14 protein-coding genes are annotated in these 16,565 nt (G+C 69.5%); all 14 read left to right on the top strand.

Translation table 11 applies throughout. The annotated features are described in order from the left end of the window. Positions 1-101 precede the first annotated feature (101 nt). The 14 genes from ACWCRB_RS44075 to ACWCRB_RS44010 all read left to right on the top strand — a co-directional run bounded on the left by ACWCRB_RS44075 (position 102) and on the right by ACWCRB_RS44010 (position 16,362). Positions 102-1,883 (top strand): peptidoglycan D,D-transpeptidase FtsI family protein, encoded by a 1,782-nt coding sequence (locus ACWCRB_RS44075; RefSeq protein WP_451001448.1) that lies wholly within the window; start codon positions 102-104, stop codon positions 1,881-1,883. A gap of 177 nt (positions 1,884-2,060) precedes the next feature. Continuing rightward, entirely contained in the window at positions 2,061-3,596 is a 1,536-nt protein-coding gene (locus tag ACWCRB_RS44070; protein WP_451001447.1) for a UDP-N-acetylmuramoyl-L-alanyl-D-glutamate--2,6-diaminopimelate ligase, read from the top strand. A 4-nt stretch (positions 3,597-3,600) separates the two neighbouring features. After that, the gene (locus ACWCRB_RS44065) at positions 3,601-5,016 is read left to right on the top strand and encodes a UDP-N-acetylmuramoyl-tripeptide--D-alanyl-D-alanine ligase (protein ID WP_451001446.1); all 1,416 of its coding nucleotides are present in this window, start codon (positions 3,601-3,603) and stop codon (positions 5,014-5,016) included. After that, positions 5,013-6,086: a phospho-N-acetylmuramoyl-pentapeptide-transferase gene (gene mraY, locus ACWCRB_RS44060; protein WP_451001445.1), complete on the top strand. Its 1,074-nt coding sequence runs from the start codon at positions 5,013-5,015 to the stop codon at positions 6,084-6,086. The genes ACWCRB_RS44065 and mraY overlap by 4 nt, the downstream gene beginning before the upstream one ends. Further along, positions 6,068-7,510: a UDP-N-acetylmuramoyl-L-alanine--D-glutamate ligase gene (gene murD, locus ACWCRB_RS44055; protein ID WP_451001444.1), complete on the top strand. Its 1,443-nt coding sequence runs from the start codon at positions 6,068-6,070 to the stop codon at positions 7,508-7,510. The genes mraY and murD overlap by 19 nt, the downstream gene beginning before the upstream one ends. 168 nt (positions 7,511-7,678) lie before the next feature. Beyond that, positions 7,679-9,049, top strand: coding sequence for a putative lipid II flippase FtsW (gene ftsW / locus ACWCRB_RS44050; protein WP_451001443.1), 1,371 nt, complete (start codon positions 7,679-7,681; stop codon positions 9,047-9,049). Between the two features lie 6 nt (positions 9,050-9,055). Then, positions 9,056-10,147 carry an undecaprenyldiphospho-muramoylpentapeptide beta-N-acetylglucosaminyltransferase gene (gene murG / locus ACWCRB_RS44045; RefSeq protein WP_389350145.1) on the top strand — a complete coding sequence of 364 codons (1,092 nt, stop codon included), beginning with the start codon at positions 9,056-9,058 and terminating at the stop codon, positions 10,145-10,147. Between the two features lie 24 nt (positions 10,148-10,171). Beyond that, complete coding sequence (locus tag ACWCRB_RS44040; RefSeq protein WP_451001442.1) at positions 10,172-10,987, top strand: cell division protein FtsQ/DivIB; 816 nt, start codon at positions 10,172-10,174, stop codon at positions 10,985-10,987. Between the two features lie 276 nt (positions 10,988-11,263). Next, positions 11,264-12,451: a cell division protein FtsZ gene (ftsZ, locus tag ACWCRB_RS44035; protein ID WP_451001441.1), complete on the top strand. Its 1,188-nt coding sequence runs from the start codon at positions 11,264-11,266 to the stop codon at positions 12,449-12,451. After that, the gene (gene pgeF, locus ACWCRB_RS44030) at positions 12,448-13,185 is read left to right on the top strand and encodes a peptidoglycan editing factor PgeF (RefSeq protein WP_451001440.1); all 738 of its coding nucleotides are present in this window, start codon (positions 12,448-12,450) and stop codon (positions 13,183-13,185) included. The genes ftsZ and pgeF overlap by 4 nt, the downstream gene beginning before the upstream one ends. 6 nt (positions 13,186-13,191) lie before the next feature. Further along, positions 13,192-13,911 carry a YggS family pyridoxal phosphate-dependent enzyme gene (locus ACWCRB_RS44025; protein ID WP_451001439.1) on the top strand — a complete coding sequence of 240 codons (720 nt, stop codon included), beginning with the start codon at positions 13,192-13,194 and terminating at the stop codon, positions 13,909-13,911. Positions 13,912-14,040: 129 nt separating this feature from the next. Beyond that, complete coding sequence (locus ACWCRB_RS44020) at positions 14,041-14,700, top strand: cell division protein SepF (protein WP_369035411.1); 660 nt, start codon at positions 14,041-14,043, stop codon at positions 14,698-14,700. A gap of 50 nt (positions 14,701-14,750) precedes the next feature. Beyond that, entirely contained in the window at positions 14,751-15,041 is a 291-nt protein-coding gene (locus ACWCRB_RS44015) for a YggT family protein (protein ID WP_369035412.1), read from the top strand. A 52-nt stretch (positions 15,042-15,093) separates the two neighbouring features. Continuing rightward, the gene (locus ACWCRB_RS44010) at positions 15,094-16,362 is read left to right on the top strand and encodes a DivIVA domain-containing protein (protein WP_451001438.1); all 1,269 of its coding nucleotides are present in this window, start codon (positions 15,094-15,096) and stop codon (positions 16,360-16,362) included. Positions 16,363-16,565: the final 203 nt, after the last annotated feature.

Raw genomic sequence — 16,565 nt, 5'->3', positions numbered from 1 at the left:
AACAGCTCATCAAGCTCCGGCGGCAGACCATCGAGCGCATCGCGGACGTTGCATCGTCATCCAACGTCATCCGGCTCGGCAGCCCCCGGCCCCGGCTGCGCATGGTCAGCCTCGCGCTGGCCCTGGTGCTGATCGCCTTCGTCGTACGGCTGCTCCAGGTGCAGGCCGTCGACGCGAGCGAGTACGCCGCCAAGGCCGAGCAGAACCGGTACGTCGGCCGCACCCTGGCCGCCGAGCGCGGCGAGATCACCGACCGCAACGGCGTCGAACTGGCGACCAGCGTGGACGCGTACGACATCACCGCCGACCCGACGATGTTCACGCCGAAAAGCACGAAACTGGCCGACGCCCCCGAGCAGGCCGCCGCTCTGCTCGCGCCGATCCTCGGGCAGGACGCGGACGCCGTCGCCAAGAAGCTGAAGACGCCGAACACGCGCTACATGCTGCTCGCGCACCGCCAGACCCCCCAGGTGTGGACGCAGATCAAGGATCTGAAGTCGACCCTGGCGGCCAAGTCCGGAACCGACCCGGACACCGTGAACGTCCTCGCCGGTGTGCTGGCCGTGCCCGCGAGCAAGCGCGTCTATCCGAACGGCGGACTCGCCGCCGGACTGCTGGGCTGGGTCAGCGCCGACGGCAAGGGCGGCGGCGGCCTCGAACAGCAGCTGAACGGCGAACTGGCCGGGCAGGACGGCAAGATCCGGTACGCGCAGTCAGGGGGACGGCAGGTGCCCACCGCCGATTCCACCGAGACACCCGCCGTGCCCGGTACCGACGTCGAACTGACCATCGACCGCGACATCCAGTGGGCCGCGCAGAACGCCATCACCGAGCAGGTGAAGGAATCGAAGGCGGACCGCGGGTACGTGATAGTGCAGGACACCCGGACCGGACAGATCCTGGCCATGGCCAACTCGCCCGGCTTCGACCCCAACGACCTGACCCAGGCGAACCCGGACGCGCTGGGCAACGCGGCCCTCCAGGACGCCTACGAGCCCGGTTCCACCGCCAAGGTCATGTCGATGGCCGCCGTACTCGAGGAGAACGTCGCCACGCCCGCGACGCATGTCGTCGTACCCAACCGGCTGCACCGGGGCGACCGGCTCTTCAAGGACGACATCAACCACCCCACCTGGTACCTCACGCTCAACGGCGTGCTCGCCAAGTCCAGCAACATCGGCACCATCCTGGCCACCGGCCAGCTCGGCAAGAGCCAGGCGCAGTCCAACCAGGTCCTCTACTCCTATCTGCGCAAGTTCGGCATCGGCGGCTACACCGGGATCGACTTCCCCGGCGAGACCAAGGGCATCCTCGCGTCGCCCGGCGAGTGGTCGACCTCGCAGCAGTTCACGATTCCTTTCGGCCAGGGCTTCTCCCTCAACGCGCTCCAGGCGGCCTCCGTCTACTCGACGATCGCCAATGGCGGCGTCCGCGTGGAGCCGAGCCTGATCCGGGGCACCAAGGGCGCCGACGGCAGGTTCACCCCCGCCGCCGAGCCCAAGAAGACCCGCGTCGTCAGCGAGGAGACGGCGAAGACCCTCGCCAGGATGCTGGAGTCCGTCGTGGACGACGAGGAGGGCACCGGCACCAAGGCGCGCATCCCGGGCTACCGCGTGGCGGGCAAGACAGGTACGGCCAACCGCGTGGATCCGGCCACCGGCCGCTACCACGGCTACACCTCGTCGTTCGCCGGGTTCGCGCCCGCCGACAACCCCCGCATCACCGTCTACTGCGCCATCCAGAACGCCACCAAGGGCAGTTACTTCGGCGGCCAGATCTGTGGCCCCATCTACAAGGAGGTCATGGAGTTCGCCCTGAAGACCCTTCAGGTACCGCCCACCGGGGCCAAGGCCGCGAATCTCCCCGTGACCTTCACACCCTGATCAGCACGGAAACCAGCCAGGAAACAGCCCGTGACCCCAGACTCTCCCGACCAGGGGAACAGCGCCCCGTCGCACGCCCCGCCCGCGCCCTCACTTCGCCCCCTCGGGGGTGCGCCCGGTACGCTCACCGCCGTGCCACACGCTGATCAGTACCAAACCACCCAGAAGGGCGTTCCTGTGACATATCCGGGACCGCCGAGGCCGGCTCATGTGTCCGCCACACCCCTCGCGGAACTGGCCGGACAACTGGGTGCCCCACAGCCCCGGACCCCGGAGGACACCGGGAGCACGGGGATCACGGGCATCACCCACGACTCCCGCGCCGTCCGCCCCGGCGACCTGTACGCCGCCCTCCCGGGGGCCCGGCTGCACGGCGCCGACTTCGTCACACAGGCGGCCGGCCTCGGCGCCGCCGCCGTGCTGACCGACCCGACGGGCGCCGAGCGCGCCGCCGCCACCGGCCTCCCGGTGCTCGTGGCCGACGACCCGCGCGCGCGGATGGGCGAACTGGCGGCCACGATCTACGGCCGTCCGGGGCGCGACCTGCTCCAGATCGGCATCACCGGCACCTCCGGCAAGACCACCACCGCGTACCTCGTCGAGGGCGGTCTGAAGACGGACCGGGCCACCGGACTGATCGGCACGGTCGAGACGCGCATCGGCGACGAGCGCATCAAGTCGGAGCGCACCACGCCCGAGGCCACCGACCTCCAGGCCCTGTTCGCGGTGATGCGCGAGCGCGGGGTCGAGGCGGTCGCCATGGAGGTCTCCAGCCACGCGCTGGTCCTCGGCCGGGTCGACGGCTGCGTCTTCGACATCGCCGTGTTCAACAACCTCAGCCCGGAACACATGGAGTTCCACTCCGGCATGGAGGACTACTTCCAGGCCAAGGCGGCGCTGTTCACTCCCGAACGCAGCAAACTCGGCATCGTCAACTACGACGACGCCTACGGCCGCCGGCTCGCCCAGGAGGCCGCCGTACCGGTCGTCACCTTCTCCGCCGAGGGGCACCCGGACGCCGACTGGCGCGCCGACGACGTCCGGATCGGCCCGATGGACTCGACGTTCACCGTGGTCGGCCCCAAGGACCAGCGGATCAGCGCCAGATCGCCGCTCGCGGGCACCTTCAACGTCGCCAACACCCTCGCCGCGATCGTCGCCCTCGCCGAGGCCGGGCTCGACCCGCAGGCCGCCGCCGACGGCATCGCAGCGGTGCCGGGCGTGCCGGGCCGCCTGGAGCGGGTGGACGTGGGCCAGCCGTATCTCGCGGTCGTCGACTACGCGCACAAGACGGACGCCGTCGAATCGGTGCTGCGGGCCCTCCGCAAGGTCACCGAGGGCGAGTTGCACGTCGTACTCGGCTGTGGCGGCGACCGGGACAAGACAAAGCGCGAGCCGATGGGCGCCGCAGCGGCCCGGCTCGCCGACACCGCCGTACTGACCTCCGACAACCCCCGCTCCGAGGACCCCCTCGCGATCCTCGCGACGATGCTCCAGGGCGCGGCCTCCGTGCCGGCGCACGAGCGCGGCGAGGTCCAGGTGTTCGAGGACCGGGGCGCGGCCATCGCCGCCGCCGTGGCCCGCGCACGGCCCGGGGACACCGTGCTGGTCGCGGGCAAGGGCCATGAGCAGGGCCAGGACATCGCCGGGGTGGTCCGTCCGTTCGACGACCGCCAGGTGCTTCGAGAAGCCATCCAGAAGACTCAGGGATGAACTTGTGATCGCCCTCTCCCTCGCCGAGATCGCAGCAGTCGTCGGCGGGCAGACTTACGACATACCGGATCCGTCGGTCCAGGTCACCGGACAGGTTGTCAGGGACTCCCGTGAGGTGGAGCCAGGCAGCCTCTTCGTCGCCTTCGCCGGCGAGCACGTCGACGGCCACGACTTCGCCGCCCAGGTCGTCGAGGCGGGCGCCGTCGCCGTACTGGCGTCCCGTCAGGTCGGCGTACCCGCGATCGTCGTGGACGACGTACAGCGGGCGCTGGGCGCCCTCGCGCGGCACGTGGTCCGGAAGCTCGGCGCGACCCTCGTGGCCCTCACCGGCTCCGCGGGCAAGACCAGCACCAAGGACCTGATCGCCCAGGTGCTCCGGCACAAGGCGCCGACCGTCTTCACGCCGGGCTCGTTCAACAACGAGATCGGGCTCCCGCTGACCGCGCTGAGCGCCACCGAGGAGACCAGGTTCCTGGTCCTGGAGATGGGCGCCCGCGGCATCGGTCACATCCGCTACCTGACGGATCTGACGCCCCCGCGGATCGGCCTCGTCATCAACGTCGGCACCGCCCACATCGGCGAGTTCGGCGGCCGCGAGCAGATCGCACAAGCGAAGGGCGAACTCGTCGAGGCACTGCCCTCGGCGGCGGACGGCGGCACCGCGATCCTCAACGCCGACGATCCCCTCGTACGGGCCATGGCGGCTCGAACAAAGGCGAAGGTGATCTTCTTCGGAGAGTCCGGCGAAGCGGACGTACGCGCCGAGAACGTACGACTCACGGACAGGGGACAGCCCGCCTTCAGGCTCCACACACCCTCCGGTGCAAGCGACGTGACCATGCGCCTGTACGGTGAGCATCACGTGTCGAACGCGCTCGCCGCGGCCGCCGTCGCCCATGAGCTGGGCATGTCCGCAGACGAGATCGCCACCGCGCTCTCCGAGGCGGGCTCCCTCTCCCGCTGGCGCATGGAGGTCACCGAGCGCCCGGACGGCGTGACGATCGTCAACGACGCCTACAACGCGAACCCCGAGTCCATGCGAGCCGCTTTGCGCGCGCTCGCCGCCATGGGCCAGGGACGCCGTACGTGGGCGGTGCTCGGCAAGATGGCCGAGCTCGGGGACGAGGCGCTCGCCGAGCACGACGCGGTCGGACGGCTCGCCGTCCGGCTCAATGTCGGCAAGCTCGTCGCGGTCGGGGGCAGGGAAGCGTCCTGGCTCCAACTGGGCGCATATAACGAGGGTTCGTGGGGTGAGGAGTCGGTGCACGTGTCCGACGCACAGGCGGCTGTCGACCTGTTGCGCAGCGAGCTGCGCCCGGGGGATGTCGTGCTCGTGAAGGCGTCCCGGTCGGTCGGGCTCGAACGGGTGGCGCAGGCGCTGCTCGTCGGCGGCGTCGAGGGTGAGGTCGCCGCCCGATGATGAACCAGATCCTGTTCTCGGGCGTCATCGGTATGTTCCTGACGCTGGTCGGCACCCCGCTGCTGATCAAACTGCTGGCGCGCAAGGGCTACGGCCAGTACATCCGTGACGACGGCCCGCGCGAGCACCACGCCAAGCGCGGTACGCCGACCATGGGTGGTATCGCCTTCATCCTGGCGACGATCGCCGCGTACTTCCTGTCCAAGCTGATCACCGGCAAGCCGCCGACCTTCTCCGGGCTGCTCGTGCTCGGTCTGATGGGCGGCATGGGTCTGGTCGGCTTCCTGGACGACTACATCAAGATCGTGAAGCGGCGCTCGCTCGGTCTGCGGGCCAAGGCGAAGATGGCCGGTCAGCTGACCGGCGGTATCGCCTTCGCGGTGCTCTCGCTCCAGTTCGCGGACAACCGCGGCAACACGCCGGCCTCGACGAAGCTCTCCTTCGTCCAGGACTTCGGCTGGTCGATCGGCCCGGTGCTGTTCGTCGTCTGGGCGCTCTTCATGATCCTTGCGATGTCGAACGGCGTGAACCTGACGGACGGTCTGGACGGCCTCGCCACCGGCGCCTCCGTCCTCGTCTTCGGCGCGTACACGTTCATCGGCGTCTGGCAGTTCCAGGAGTCCTGCGCCAACGCGGCGACCCTGACCAACCCGTCCGCCTGTTACGAGGTACGAGATCCACTGGACCTCGCCGTCGTCTCCTCGGCGCTGATGGGTGCCTGTCTCGGCTTCCTGTGGTGGAACACGTCGCCCGCCAAGATCTTCATGGGCGACACCGGTTCGCTGGCCCTGGGCGGCGCGCTCGCCGGCCTCGCGATCTGCTCCCGTACGGAGCTGCTCCTTGCGCTCCTCGGCGGCCTGTTCGTCCTGATCACCATGTCGGTGGTCATCCAGGTCGGCTCGTTCAAGATGACCGGCAAGCGGGTCTTCCGGATGGCGCCACTCCAGCACCACTTCGAGCTCAAGGGCTGGTCCGAAGTGCTCATCGTGGTCCGCTTCTGGATCATCCAGGGCATCTGCGTGATCGTCGGACTGGGCATCTTCTACGCGGGATGGGCGGCCGACAAGTGACGTCCGGTCAGGGCAGCGACTGGAACGGCGTGCGTGTCACCGTCGCCGGACTCGGCGTGAGCGGCATCAGCGCCGCCCGTGCCCTGACCGCCCTCGGCGCCGTCGTCACCGTCGTGGACGGCGGTGACTCCGAGGCCCACCGGGAACGCGCGGCGGCCCTGGACGGCATCGAGGTCCGCCTCGGTGACGCGGAGACGCTGCCCGAGGGGACCGAACTGGTCGTCACCTCGCCCGGCTGGAAGCCGAGTTCACCGCTGTTCGCGGCGGCGGCGTCGGCGGGCGTGGACGTCGTCGGTGACGTGGAGATCGCCTGGCGGCTGCGCGGCCCGGATGCGGCACCTTGGCTCGCCATCACGGGTACGAACGGCAAGACGACCACGACCCAGATGCTCGCCTCGATCCTGCGCGCGGCGGGCCTGCGTACGGCCGCCGTCGGCAACATCGGCACACCGATCATCGACGTGGTCCTCGGCGAGGAGACGTACGACGTCCTGGCCGTCGAGTTGTCGAGCTACCAGCTCCACTGGGCGCCCTCCCTGCGCGCCCACTCCGCCGCCGTGCTCAACCTCGCCCCCGACCACCTCGACTGGCACGGCTCCATGGAGGCGTACGCCGCCGACAAGGGCCGTATCTACGAGGGCAATCGGGTCGCCTGCGTCTACAACGTGGATGCCACCGACAAACCGTCCACCGAGGACCTGGTGCGCGGCGCGGACGTCGAGGAGGGCTGCCGGGCGATCGGGTTCACGCTCGGTGCGCCCGGGCCGTCCCAACTCGGCGTCGTGGAGGGCATCCTGGTCGACCGCGCCTTCGTCGAGAACCGGCAGCAGAACGCCCAGGAACTGGCCGAGGTCGGGGACGTCAATCCGCCGGCCCCGCACAACATCGCCAACGCCCTTGCCGCGGCTGCCCTCGCACGGGCCTACGGGGTGCCCGCGAAGGCCGTACGGGACGGCCTGCGGGCCTTCACCCCGGACGCGCACCGCATCGCACACGTGGCCGACGTGGACGGGGTGGCGTACGTCGACGACTCCAAGGCGACCAACACGCATGCGGCCGAGGCCTCCTTGGCCGCGTACGAGTCGATCGTGTGGATCGCGGGCGGGCTCGCCAAGGGCGCGACCTTCGACGAGCTGGTCGCCAAGTCGGCAAAGCGACTTCGCGGGGTGGTGCTGATCGGCGCCGACCGGGCGCTCATCGGCGAAGCGCTCGCGCGACACGCGCCGGAGGTACCCGTCGTCGACCTCGACCGGACCGACACTGGGGCGATGCTCGCGGCGGTCCGCTCGGCGCGGGGCCTGGCCGGTGCCGGGGACACGGTGCTGTTGGCGCCTGCCTGTGCGTCGATGGACATGTTCGCCAACTACAACAAGCGCGGTGACGCGTTCGCGCAGGCGGTTCGCGAACTCGGTACGGGGACCTGACGGTCGGTCTTCGGCCGCGGTGCCTGGAGGGACGCGTGAGGTTGGTTGTGGCTCGGGAACTGTCGGTGCGTTGTCTGGTGCGGGTCCGGTGGGGGCTTGTCGCGCAGTTCCCCGCGCCCCTGAAGGGGGCGCTGCGCGCGCCCTTCAGTAGTCGTGCGGGAGGTGCTCATGCCCAGTAGCCGTACTGGTCGTCCGCCCGTTCAGCGGGCCGTCAGGGTTCGGCGGCCCGCCGCCCCCCGCCCACCCCGCGACAACCCCGTACGCAGCCTCCACAGGCGGCTGCAGCGGGCCTGGGACCGGCCGCTGACCGCCTACTACGTGATCCTTGGTGGGTCGCTGCTGATTACCGTGCTCGGGCTGGTGATGGTCTACTCGGCCTCTCAGATCACCGCGCTTCAACTGTCCAAGCCCGGGACGTTCTTCTTTCGCAAACAGTTGCTGGCCGCCACGATCGGCGGGGTGCTGCTGTTCGCCGCCTCCCGGATGCCGGTGAAGCTGCACCGGGCGCTCGCCTATCCGATCCTCGCCGGGTCCGTCTTCATGATGGTCCTCGTGCAGGTGCCGGGGATAGGGGTGTCCATCAACGGGAACCAGAACTGGATCTCGCTGGGCGGCTCCTTCCTGATCCAGCCCAGCGAGTTCGGCAAGCTCGCCCTGGTGCTGTGGGGCGCCGACCTCATCGCCCGCAAAGAGGACAAGCGGCTGCTCACGCAGTGGAAGCACATGCTGGTGCCGCTCGTCCCCGTGACGTTCATGCTGCTCGGCCTGATCATGCTCGGCGGCGACATGGGGACGGCGATCATCCTCACCGCCGTCCTGTTCGGGCTGCTCTGGCTGGCCGGGGCGCCCACGCGGCTGTTCGTGGGTGTGCTGTCGATCGCCGTGTTCATCGGGCTTGTTCTCATCAAGACCAGCCCCAACCGTATGGCCCGCTTCCAGTGCATCGGCGCCACCGAGCCGGGCACCGGGGCCACCTCCTGCTGGCAGGCCGTGCACGGGATCTACGCGCTCGCCTCCGGTGGCCTGTTCGGGTCGGGCCTCGGCGCGAGTGTGGAAAAATGGGGGCAACTACCCGAAGCGCACACGGACTTCATCTTCGCCGTCACCGGTGAGGAACTGGGCCTCGCGGGGACGCTGTCGGTGCTCGCCCTCTTCGCGGCTCTAGGCTATGCGGGTATCCGCGTGGCCGGACGCACGGAGGACCCCTTCGTGAGGTATGCCGCGGGAGGCGTGACGACGTGGATCACCGCTCAGGCGGTGGTCAACATCGGTGCGGTGCTCGGCCTGCTGCCGATCGCCGGCGTTCCGCTCCCGCTGTTCTCCTACGGGGGTTCCGCCCTGCTGCCGACCATGTTCGCCATCGGACTGCTGATCGCCTTCGCACGCGACGAACCGGGTGCGCGGGCGGCGCTTTCGTTGCGGCAACCCCGCTTTGGTAGAAAACGGGGGGCCGGGGGTCCGGTGTCCGATCGGAGCCCCCGGAGATGGAACACGATGCGACGGCGTGCCTCGGCGGCGCGTTCGTCCGGAGAGCGGTGAATTTCGGTGCATGTCGTACTCGCCGGTGGGGGGACCGCCGGCCACATCGAGCCCGCGCTCGCCCTCGCGGACGCCCTGCGCAGGGCTGATCCCACCGTGGGGATCACGGCCCTGGGCACGGAACGCGGTCTGGAGACCCGGCTCGTTCCCGAACGGGGCTATGACCTGGCGCTGATCCCCGCGGTCCCCCTGCCACGCAAGCCCACCCCCGAACTGATCACCGTCCCCGGGCGGCTGCGCGGCACGATCAAGGCCGCCGAGCAGATCCTGGAGCGCACCAAGGCCGACTGCGTCGTCGGCTTCGGCGGCTATGTGGCCCTGCCCGGCTACCTCGCCGCCAAGCGCCTCGGTGTGCCGATCGTCGTCCACGAGGCCAACGCCCGCCCCGGCCTCGCCAACAAGATCGGTTCGCGGTACGCCGCCCAGGTTGCCGTCTCCACCCCGGACAGCAAGCTCCGCGACGCCCGCTACATCGGCATCCCCCTGCGCCGCTCCATCGCCACCCTGGACCGCGCCGCCGTACGCCCCGAGGCACGCGCCGCGTTCGGGCTCGACCCGAGCCTGCCGACGCTGCTGGTCTCGGGCGGCTCACAGGGCGCCCGGCACCTCAACGAGGTGATCGAGCGGGTCGCACCGTACCTCCAGCAGGCCGGCATCCAGGTGCTGCACGCGGTCGGCCCGAAGAATGAACTGCCGCAGGTACACCAGATGCCGGGGATGCCCCCCTACATCCCGGTACCGTACGTGGACCGGATGGACCTCGCGTACGCCGCGGCCGACATGATGCTGTGCCGCGCGGGCGCGATGACCGTCGCCGAACTCTCCGCCGTCGGACTCCCGGCCGCCTACGTCCCGCTGCCCATCGGCAACGGCGAACAGCGGCTCAACGCCCAGCCGGTGGTCAAGGCCGGCGGCGGACTCCTGGTCGACGACGCGGACCTGACGCCCGAGTGGGTGCAGCGACACGTCCTGCCCGTGCTCGCCGACCCCCACCGGCTGTACGAGATGTCCCGCGCCGCCAGCGAGTTCGGCCGCCGGGACGCCGACGACCTACTCGTCGGCATGGTGTACGAGGCGATCGCCTCACGCCACCGCTAGGCGACGACGAGGAAGGCAGGGCGCGTGGCCGGAGCTACGACCGCCGAACGCGGCGAACGACAGCAGGACACCTCCGGCCCGCCCCGTCTGCCGGGCCTCCTGCGGCGGTTGGGGCCGCGCAGGGTTCGTACGATCGTCATCCTGGCCCTCGCCCTGCTCCTCCTCGGCGGAGGCGTCCTGTGGGTCCTCTACGGGTCCCGGTGGACGCGCGTGGAGCGCGTATCGGTGTCGGGGACCGGGGTTCTGACGCAGGCACAGGTGCGCGAAGCCGCCGACGTGCCGGTCGGGGATCCGCTCGTTTCCGTCGACACCGGCGCCATTGAGTCCCGACTGCTCAGAAAATTGCCCCGAATTGACTCGGTTGAGGTCACTCGATCCTGGCCGCACGGAATCGGGCTGAAAGTGGTCGAACGCACCCCTGTGCTGATTGTCAAAAGCCCTGGGAATGGGAGCAAGTATGTCGAAGTGGACGCGAAAGGCGTGCGTTTCGCGACGGTTTCCCGCGCCCCGGAAGGCGTACCCGCATTGGAATTGACGCTGTCCCGGACCGGTTCGCAGACCGCGAGTCTGCGCCGTTTCGGCAGTGACCGGCTGACGCGGGAGGCGGTGCGGGTGGCGGGCGACCTGCCGAGTACCGTCGCGCGCCTCACCGAGGCCGTCAAGGTCCGTTCGTACGACTCCATCTCGCTGGAGTTGGGCGACGGCCGGACCGTCGCGTGGGGGAGCGGTGAGCAGGGCGAGGCGAAGGCGCGGGCCCTCACGGCTCTCATGAAAGCGGCTCCGGGGGCGCGGCACTTCGACGTGAGCGTTCCCACCGCCCCTGCGTCATCAGGGAGTTGACGCACATCCGCGCAGGCCAGCACCCTGGTTGGGCATGGCTATGCCTGATCACATAGGGTGAAAAGAAAAACGGGAGGTTCGGCGTGTTCGTTGAACGTGCGCCACTTGTCGACTTAGTGTCCTGTTCGGAAGAGTCCAAGGAACAGACACACTGGTAACCCTAAACTTCAACGTTAGGGTTCGGGTCGGCGTTCGGACCGTCCCACTTCGGCATGAGTTGTCGGTTCGCGGCACCGCGAGGCGGCGACACGTAACTCGAGGCGAGAGGCCTTCGACGTGGCAGCACCGCAGAACTACCTCGCAGTCATCAAAGTCATCGGTGTCGGCGGCGGTGGTGTCAATGCCATCAACCGGATGATCGAGGTCGGTCTGAAGGGCGTCGAGTTCATCGCCATCAACACCGACGCGCAGGCGCTGTTGATGAGCGACGCCGACGTCAAACTCGACGTCGGCCGCGAACTCACCCGCGGACTCGGCGCCGGAGCCAACCCGGCCGTCGGCCGCAAGGCGGCCGAGGACCACCGCGAGGAGATCGAGGAGGTCCTCAAGGGGGCCGACATGGTCTTCGTGACGGCCGGCGAGGGTGGCGGCACCGGCACCGGCGGCGCGCCCGTCGTGGCCAACATCGCCCGCAACCTCGGCGCCCTCACCATCGGCGTGGTCACCCGCCCCTTCACGTTCGAGGGACGGCGCCGCGCCAACCAGGCCGAGGACGGCATCGCGGAACTCCGCGAAGAGGTCGACACCCTCATCGTCATCCCCAACGACCGGCTCCTGTCCATCTCGGACCGCCAGGTCTCGGTCCTCGACGCCTTCAAGTCGGCGGACCAGGTCCTGCTCTCCGGTGTCCAGGGCATCACCGACCTCATCACCACCCCCGGTCTGATCAACCTCGACTTCGCGGACGTCAAGTCCGTGATGTCCGAGGCGGGTTCGGCCCTCATGGGCATCGGTTCGGCCCGTGGCGACGACCGCGCGGTGGCGGCTGCCGAGATGGCGATCTCCTCGCCGCTCCTCGAAGCCTCCATCGACGGCGCCCGGGGCGTCCTGCTCTCCATCTCCGGCGGCTCCGACCTCGGCCTGTTCGAGATCAACGAGGCCGCCCAGCTGGTCAGCGAGGCCGCACACCCGGAGGCCAACATCATCTTCGGCGCCGTCATCGACGACGCGCTCGGGGACGAGGTCCGGGTCACGGTCATCGCGGCCGGCTTCGACGGGGGCCAGCCCCCGGCCAAGCGCGACAACATCCTCGGCTCGGCCGGCGCCAAGCGCGACGAACCCACGCCGGTACGGGCCGAGAGCCGTCCGTCCTTCGGCTCGCTCGGCAGCGTCACCCCGAAGGAGGCCACGGCACCCGCCCCGGAGCCGGTCAACGAACTCCCGGTCTCCCCGCCGGTCCCGCCGTCCCGGTCCTACTCGGACAGCGCGGCCGAGGAGCTGGACGTGCCGGACTTCCTGAAGTGATAGGACAGCGCTCCGGAACGAGCGACGCGAGCGGCGCGCACTTCGCCTTCACCGACCGGTGGGGCGGGGTGAGCGCCGTTCCGTACGAGGAGCTCAACCTCGGCGGAGCGGTCGGCGACGACCCCGACGCCGTACGCACGAACCGTGAACTGGCCGCCAAGTCGCTGGGTCTCGACCCGGACCGGGTGGTCTGGATGAACCAGGTGCACGGCAACCTCGTCGCCGAGGTCGACGGGCCGTGGACCACCCGTCTCACCCCGCCCGTGGACGGCCTGGTGACCGCCACCCGCGGTCTCGCACTGGCCGTCCTCACCGCCGACTGCGTACCGGTCCTGCTGGCCGACCCGGTGGCCGGGGTGGTCGCGGCGGCCCACGCGGGCCGGCCCGGTATGGTCGCCGGAATCGTCCCCGCCGCCGTGGACGCCATGGAATCGCTCGGCGCCGACCCCGCCCGGATCGTCGCCCGCACCGGCCCCGCCGTCTGCGGACGGTGCTACGAAGTGCCGGAGGAGATGCGAGCCGAGGTCGCCGCCGTCGAACCGGCCGCGTACGCGGAGACCAGCTGGGGCACCCCGGCGGTCGACGTGGCCGCGGGGGTGCACGCGCAGTTGGAGCGGCTCGGGGTGCGCGACCGGGAGCAGTCGCCGGTGTGCACCCGGGAGTCCGCCGACCACTTCTCGTACCGACGGGACCGCACGACCGGGCGGCTCGCGGGCTATGTCTGGCTGGACTGATAGGACATGACGGAACGCAGGGACGAACTCGCCGTAAATCTGGCGGCGGTGGAGGAGCGGATCGCGGCGGCCTGCTCGGCGGCGGGCCGCAAGCGCGAGGAGGTGACGCTGATCGTCGTCACCAAGACCTACCCCGCGAGCGATGTGCGGATTCTGTGTGAGCTGGGTGTGCGGCATGTGGCCGAGAATCGGGACCAGGACGCGGCGCCCAAGGCCGAGGCATGCGCGGATCTGCCGCTCACCTGGCACTTCGTGGGCCAGTTGCAGACCAACAAGGTGCGTTCCGTGGTCGGTTACGCCTCAGTCGTGCAGTCCGTCGACCGTGACCGGCTGGTCTCGGGGTTGTCGAAGGAGGCCGTGCGGGCGGGGCGTGAGGTGGGCTGTCTGATCCAGGTCGCGCTCGACGCGGAGGAGAGCGGGCGAGGGGAGCGCGGAGGCGTCGGGCCGGGCGGGATCGGGGAGTTGGCCGACCTCGTGGCGGGGGCCGAGGGGCTCCGGCTCGACGGTCTGATGACCGTCGCACCATTGACCGGACCGTACGCGGGACGTGAACTGGCGGCGTTCGAGCGGCTGATGGATTTGTCGACTGCTATGCGCCGCACGCATCCGGCTGCGAACATGGTGTCCGCAGGGATGAGTGCGGACCTCGAACAGGCCGTGGCGGCCGGAGCGACACATGTGCGCGTCGGCAGTGCGGTACTCGGAGTCCGTCCCAGGCTCGGGTAACGTCGCCAGGAAGTCGGACCACAGCAGAAAATATGGTCATTACCGCCGATGGGCGGTCATAACGACCTCGTGGATCGCGGGCACTTGGCATTCGTCAGTCGATCCACCACAGAGCGGAGGACTCGGAGCATGGCCGGCGCGATGCGCAAGATGGCGGTCTACCTCGGCCTCGTGGAGGACGATGGGTACGACGGCCGGGGATTCGACCCCGATGACGACTTCGAACCCGAACTGGACCCGGAGCCCGAGCGCGACCTGCGGCGGCGTGAGCCCTCGCACCAGTCGCACGGTTCGCACCAGTCCCACCAGCCTCATCAGTCCCAAAGGGACGAATCGGTACGAGTGGTGCAGCCGTCCGCGCCGCGTGATCCGGTGCCGCATTCCGCTTCGCTCGGCGCGGAATCCGGGCGTCCGGCGCGGATCGCGCCCGTGGCATCCATCACACAAGAACGTCAAAGCCTGGAGAAGAACGCACCGGTGATCATGCCCAAGGTCGTGTCGGAACGAGAGCCTTACCGGATCACCACACTCCACCCCCGGACCTACAACGAGGCCCGTACCATCGGGGAACACTTCCGTGAGGGCACGCCGGTGATCATGAATCTCACTGAGATGGATGACACAGATGCGAAGCGACTTGTCGACTTTGCGGCCGGTTTGGTGTTTGGTCTTCACGGCAGCATCGAGCGGGTGACGCAGAAGGTGTTCCTGTTGTCGCCTGCTAACGTCGATGTCACGGCGGAGGACAAGGCCCGCATCGCAGAGGGCGGGTTCTTCAACCAGAGCTGAAACGCAGGGCCAGACAGCAGTACCGAACAGGGGAGAGGGAAGCACGGATCATGAGCGTGGTTCTACAAGTGCTCTACGTCGCGCTGATGTGTTTCCTCATCGTGCTGATCTTCCGGTTGGTCATGGATTACGTCTTCCAGTTCGCCCGTTCGTGGCAGCCTGGCAAGGCGATGGTGGTCGTTCTCGAGGCCACCTACACTGTCACTGATCCACCGCTCAAGCTTCTGCGGCGGTTCATTCCGCCGCTGCGTCTCGGGGGCGTGGCACTTGACCTGTCCTTCTTCGTACTGATGATCATCGTCTACATCCTGATCACCGTCGTGACCAAACTCGCGGGGTGACTGTGGACGATACGGTCTTGCCGACTGCCGATGACTACGTTGAGGTGAAGAGATGCCGTTGACCCCCGAGGATGTGCGGAACAAGCAGTTCACGACCGTCCGCCTCCGAGAAGGCTATGACGAGGACGAGGTCGATGCCTTCCTCGACGAGGTCGAAGCCGAACTGACCCGCCTGCTCCGCGAGAACGAGGATCTGCGCGCCAAGCTGGCCGCTGCCACGCGCGCCGCCGCGCAGAACCAGCAGCAGGGCATGCGCAAGCCTCCGGAACAGGATCAGCAGCAGGGCATGCAGCAACAGGGCATGCCCCAGCAAGGCATGCCTCAGCAGGGAATGCCCCAGCAGGGCATGCGAGGACCGGGCGGCCCGGTGCCCGCCGGCATATCGGGCCCGCCGCAGCAGCAGATGGGCGGCCCCATGGGCGGCCCGCCCCAGCTGCCCAGCGGTGCGCCGCAGTTGCCCCCCGGCCCCGGTGGCCAGGGTGGCCCGCAGGGTCCCGGCCCGATGGGTCAGGGCCCCATGGGTCAGAACCCGATGCAGGGACAGATGGGTCAGGGCCCCATGGGCCAGGGTCCGATGCAAGGGCAGATGGGCCAGGGCGGCATGCCCGGCCAGATGCAGCAGATGCCCGGTCAGCAGATGCAGGGTCAGATGCAGCAGATGGGCGGCCCGATGGGCGGTCCCATGGGTGGCCCCCCGCAGATGGGCGGCCCCGGCCAGGGTCCCGGTGGCGACAGTGCCGCGCGTGTTCTCTCGCTGGCCCAGCAGACCGCCGACCAGGCGATCGCCGAGGCCCGTTCCGAGGCCAACAAGATCGTCGGCGAGGCCCGCAGCCGCGCCGAGGGCCTGGAGCGCGACGCCCGCGCCAAGGCCGACGCGCTTGAGCGGGACGCGCAGGAGAAGCACCGCGTCGCGATGGGCTCCCTGGAGTCCGCCCGCGCCACGCTGGAGCGCAAGGTCGAGGATCTGCGCGGCTTCGAGCGCGAGTACCGCACCCGTCTGAAGTCCTACCTGGAGTCGCAGCTGCGTCAGCTGGAGACCCAGGCCGACGACTCGCTGGCTCCGCCGCGTACTCCGGCCACGGCGTCCCTGCCGCCGTCCCCGGCGCCCTCGATGGCTCCGGCCGGCGCCGGTGCGCAGTCGTACGGCGGCAACCAGGGCATGGGTGGCCCCGGCCCGGCTGCTCCGTCCTACGGCGGCCAGCAGCAGATGTCTCCGGCCATGACCCAGCCCATGGCTCCGGTCCGGCCGCAGGGCCCGTCCCCGATGGGTCAGGCTCCCTCGCCGATGCGTGGGTTCCTGATCGACGAGGACGACAACTGACGGCCTTTAGTACGCCTTAGGCGTCGGCGGCGTTCAGGGCGGGGCCCCGGATTTTCATCCGGGGCCCCGCCCTTTTGCGTTGCGCTCCGCGGGATGGGCGGTTATTTGGCTGCGGGCCGGTGGGGGCTGGTCGCGCAGTTCCCCGCGCCCCTTACAGGCCCCTTGCGGGGCGCTGTAATAGTGCCGAGGGCCCGGTCCCGCCA

Source organism: Streptomyces sp. NPDC002156 (assembly GCF_053593675.1).
The sequence above is the reverse complement of the archived record's forward strand: the minus strand, read 5'-3'. Positions and strand labels throughout refer to the sequence as shown.

Coding starts and splice junctions, on each gene's coding strand:
- ACWCRB_RS44075 (WP_451001448.1), top strand. CDS start 102: ATGGTCAGCCTCGCGCTGGCCCTGGTGCTGATCGCCTTCGTCGTACGG.
- mraY (WP_451001445.1), top strand. CDS start 5,013: ATGATGAACCAGATCCTGTTCTCGGGCGTCATCGGTATGTTCCTGACG.
- murD (WP_451001444.1), top strand. CDS start 6,068: ATGGGCGGCCGACAAGTGACGTCCGGTCAGGGCAGCGACTGGAACGGC.
- ftsW (WP_451001443.1), top strand. CDS start 7,679: ATGCCCAGTAGCCGTACTGGTCGTCCGCCCGTTCAGCGGGCCGTCAGG.
- ACWCRB_RS44025 (WP_451001439.1), top strand. CDS start 13,192: ATGACGGAACGCAGGGACGAACTCGCCGTAAATCTGGCGGCGGTGGAG.
- ACWCRB_RS44020 (WP_369035411.1), top strand. CDS start 14,041: ATGGCCGGCGCGATGCGCAAGATGGCGGTCTACCTCGGCCTCGTGGAG.
- ACWCRB_RS44015 (WP_369035412.1), top strand. CDS start 14,751: ATGAGCGTGGTTCTACAAGTGCTCTACGTCGCGCTGATGTGTTTCCTC.
- ACWCRB_RS44010 (WP_451001438.1), top strand. CDS start 15,094: ATGCCGTTGACCCCCGAGGATGTGCGGAACAAGCAGTTCACGACCGTC.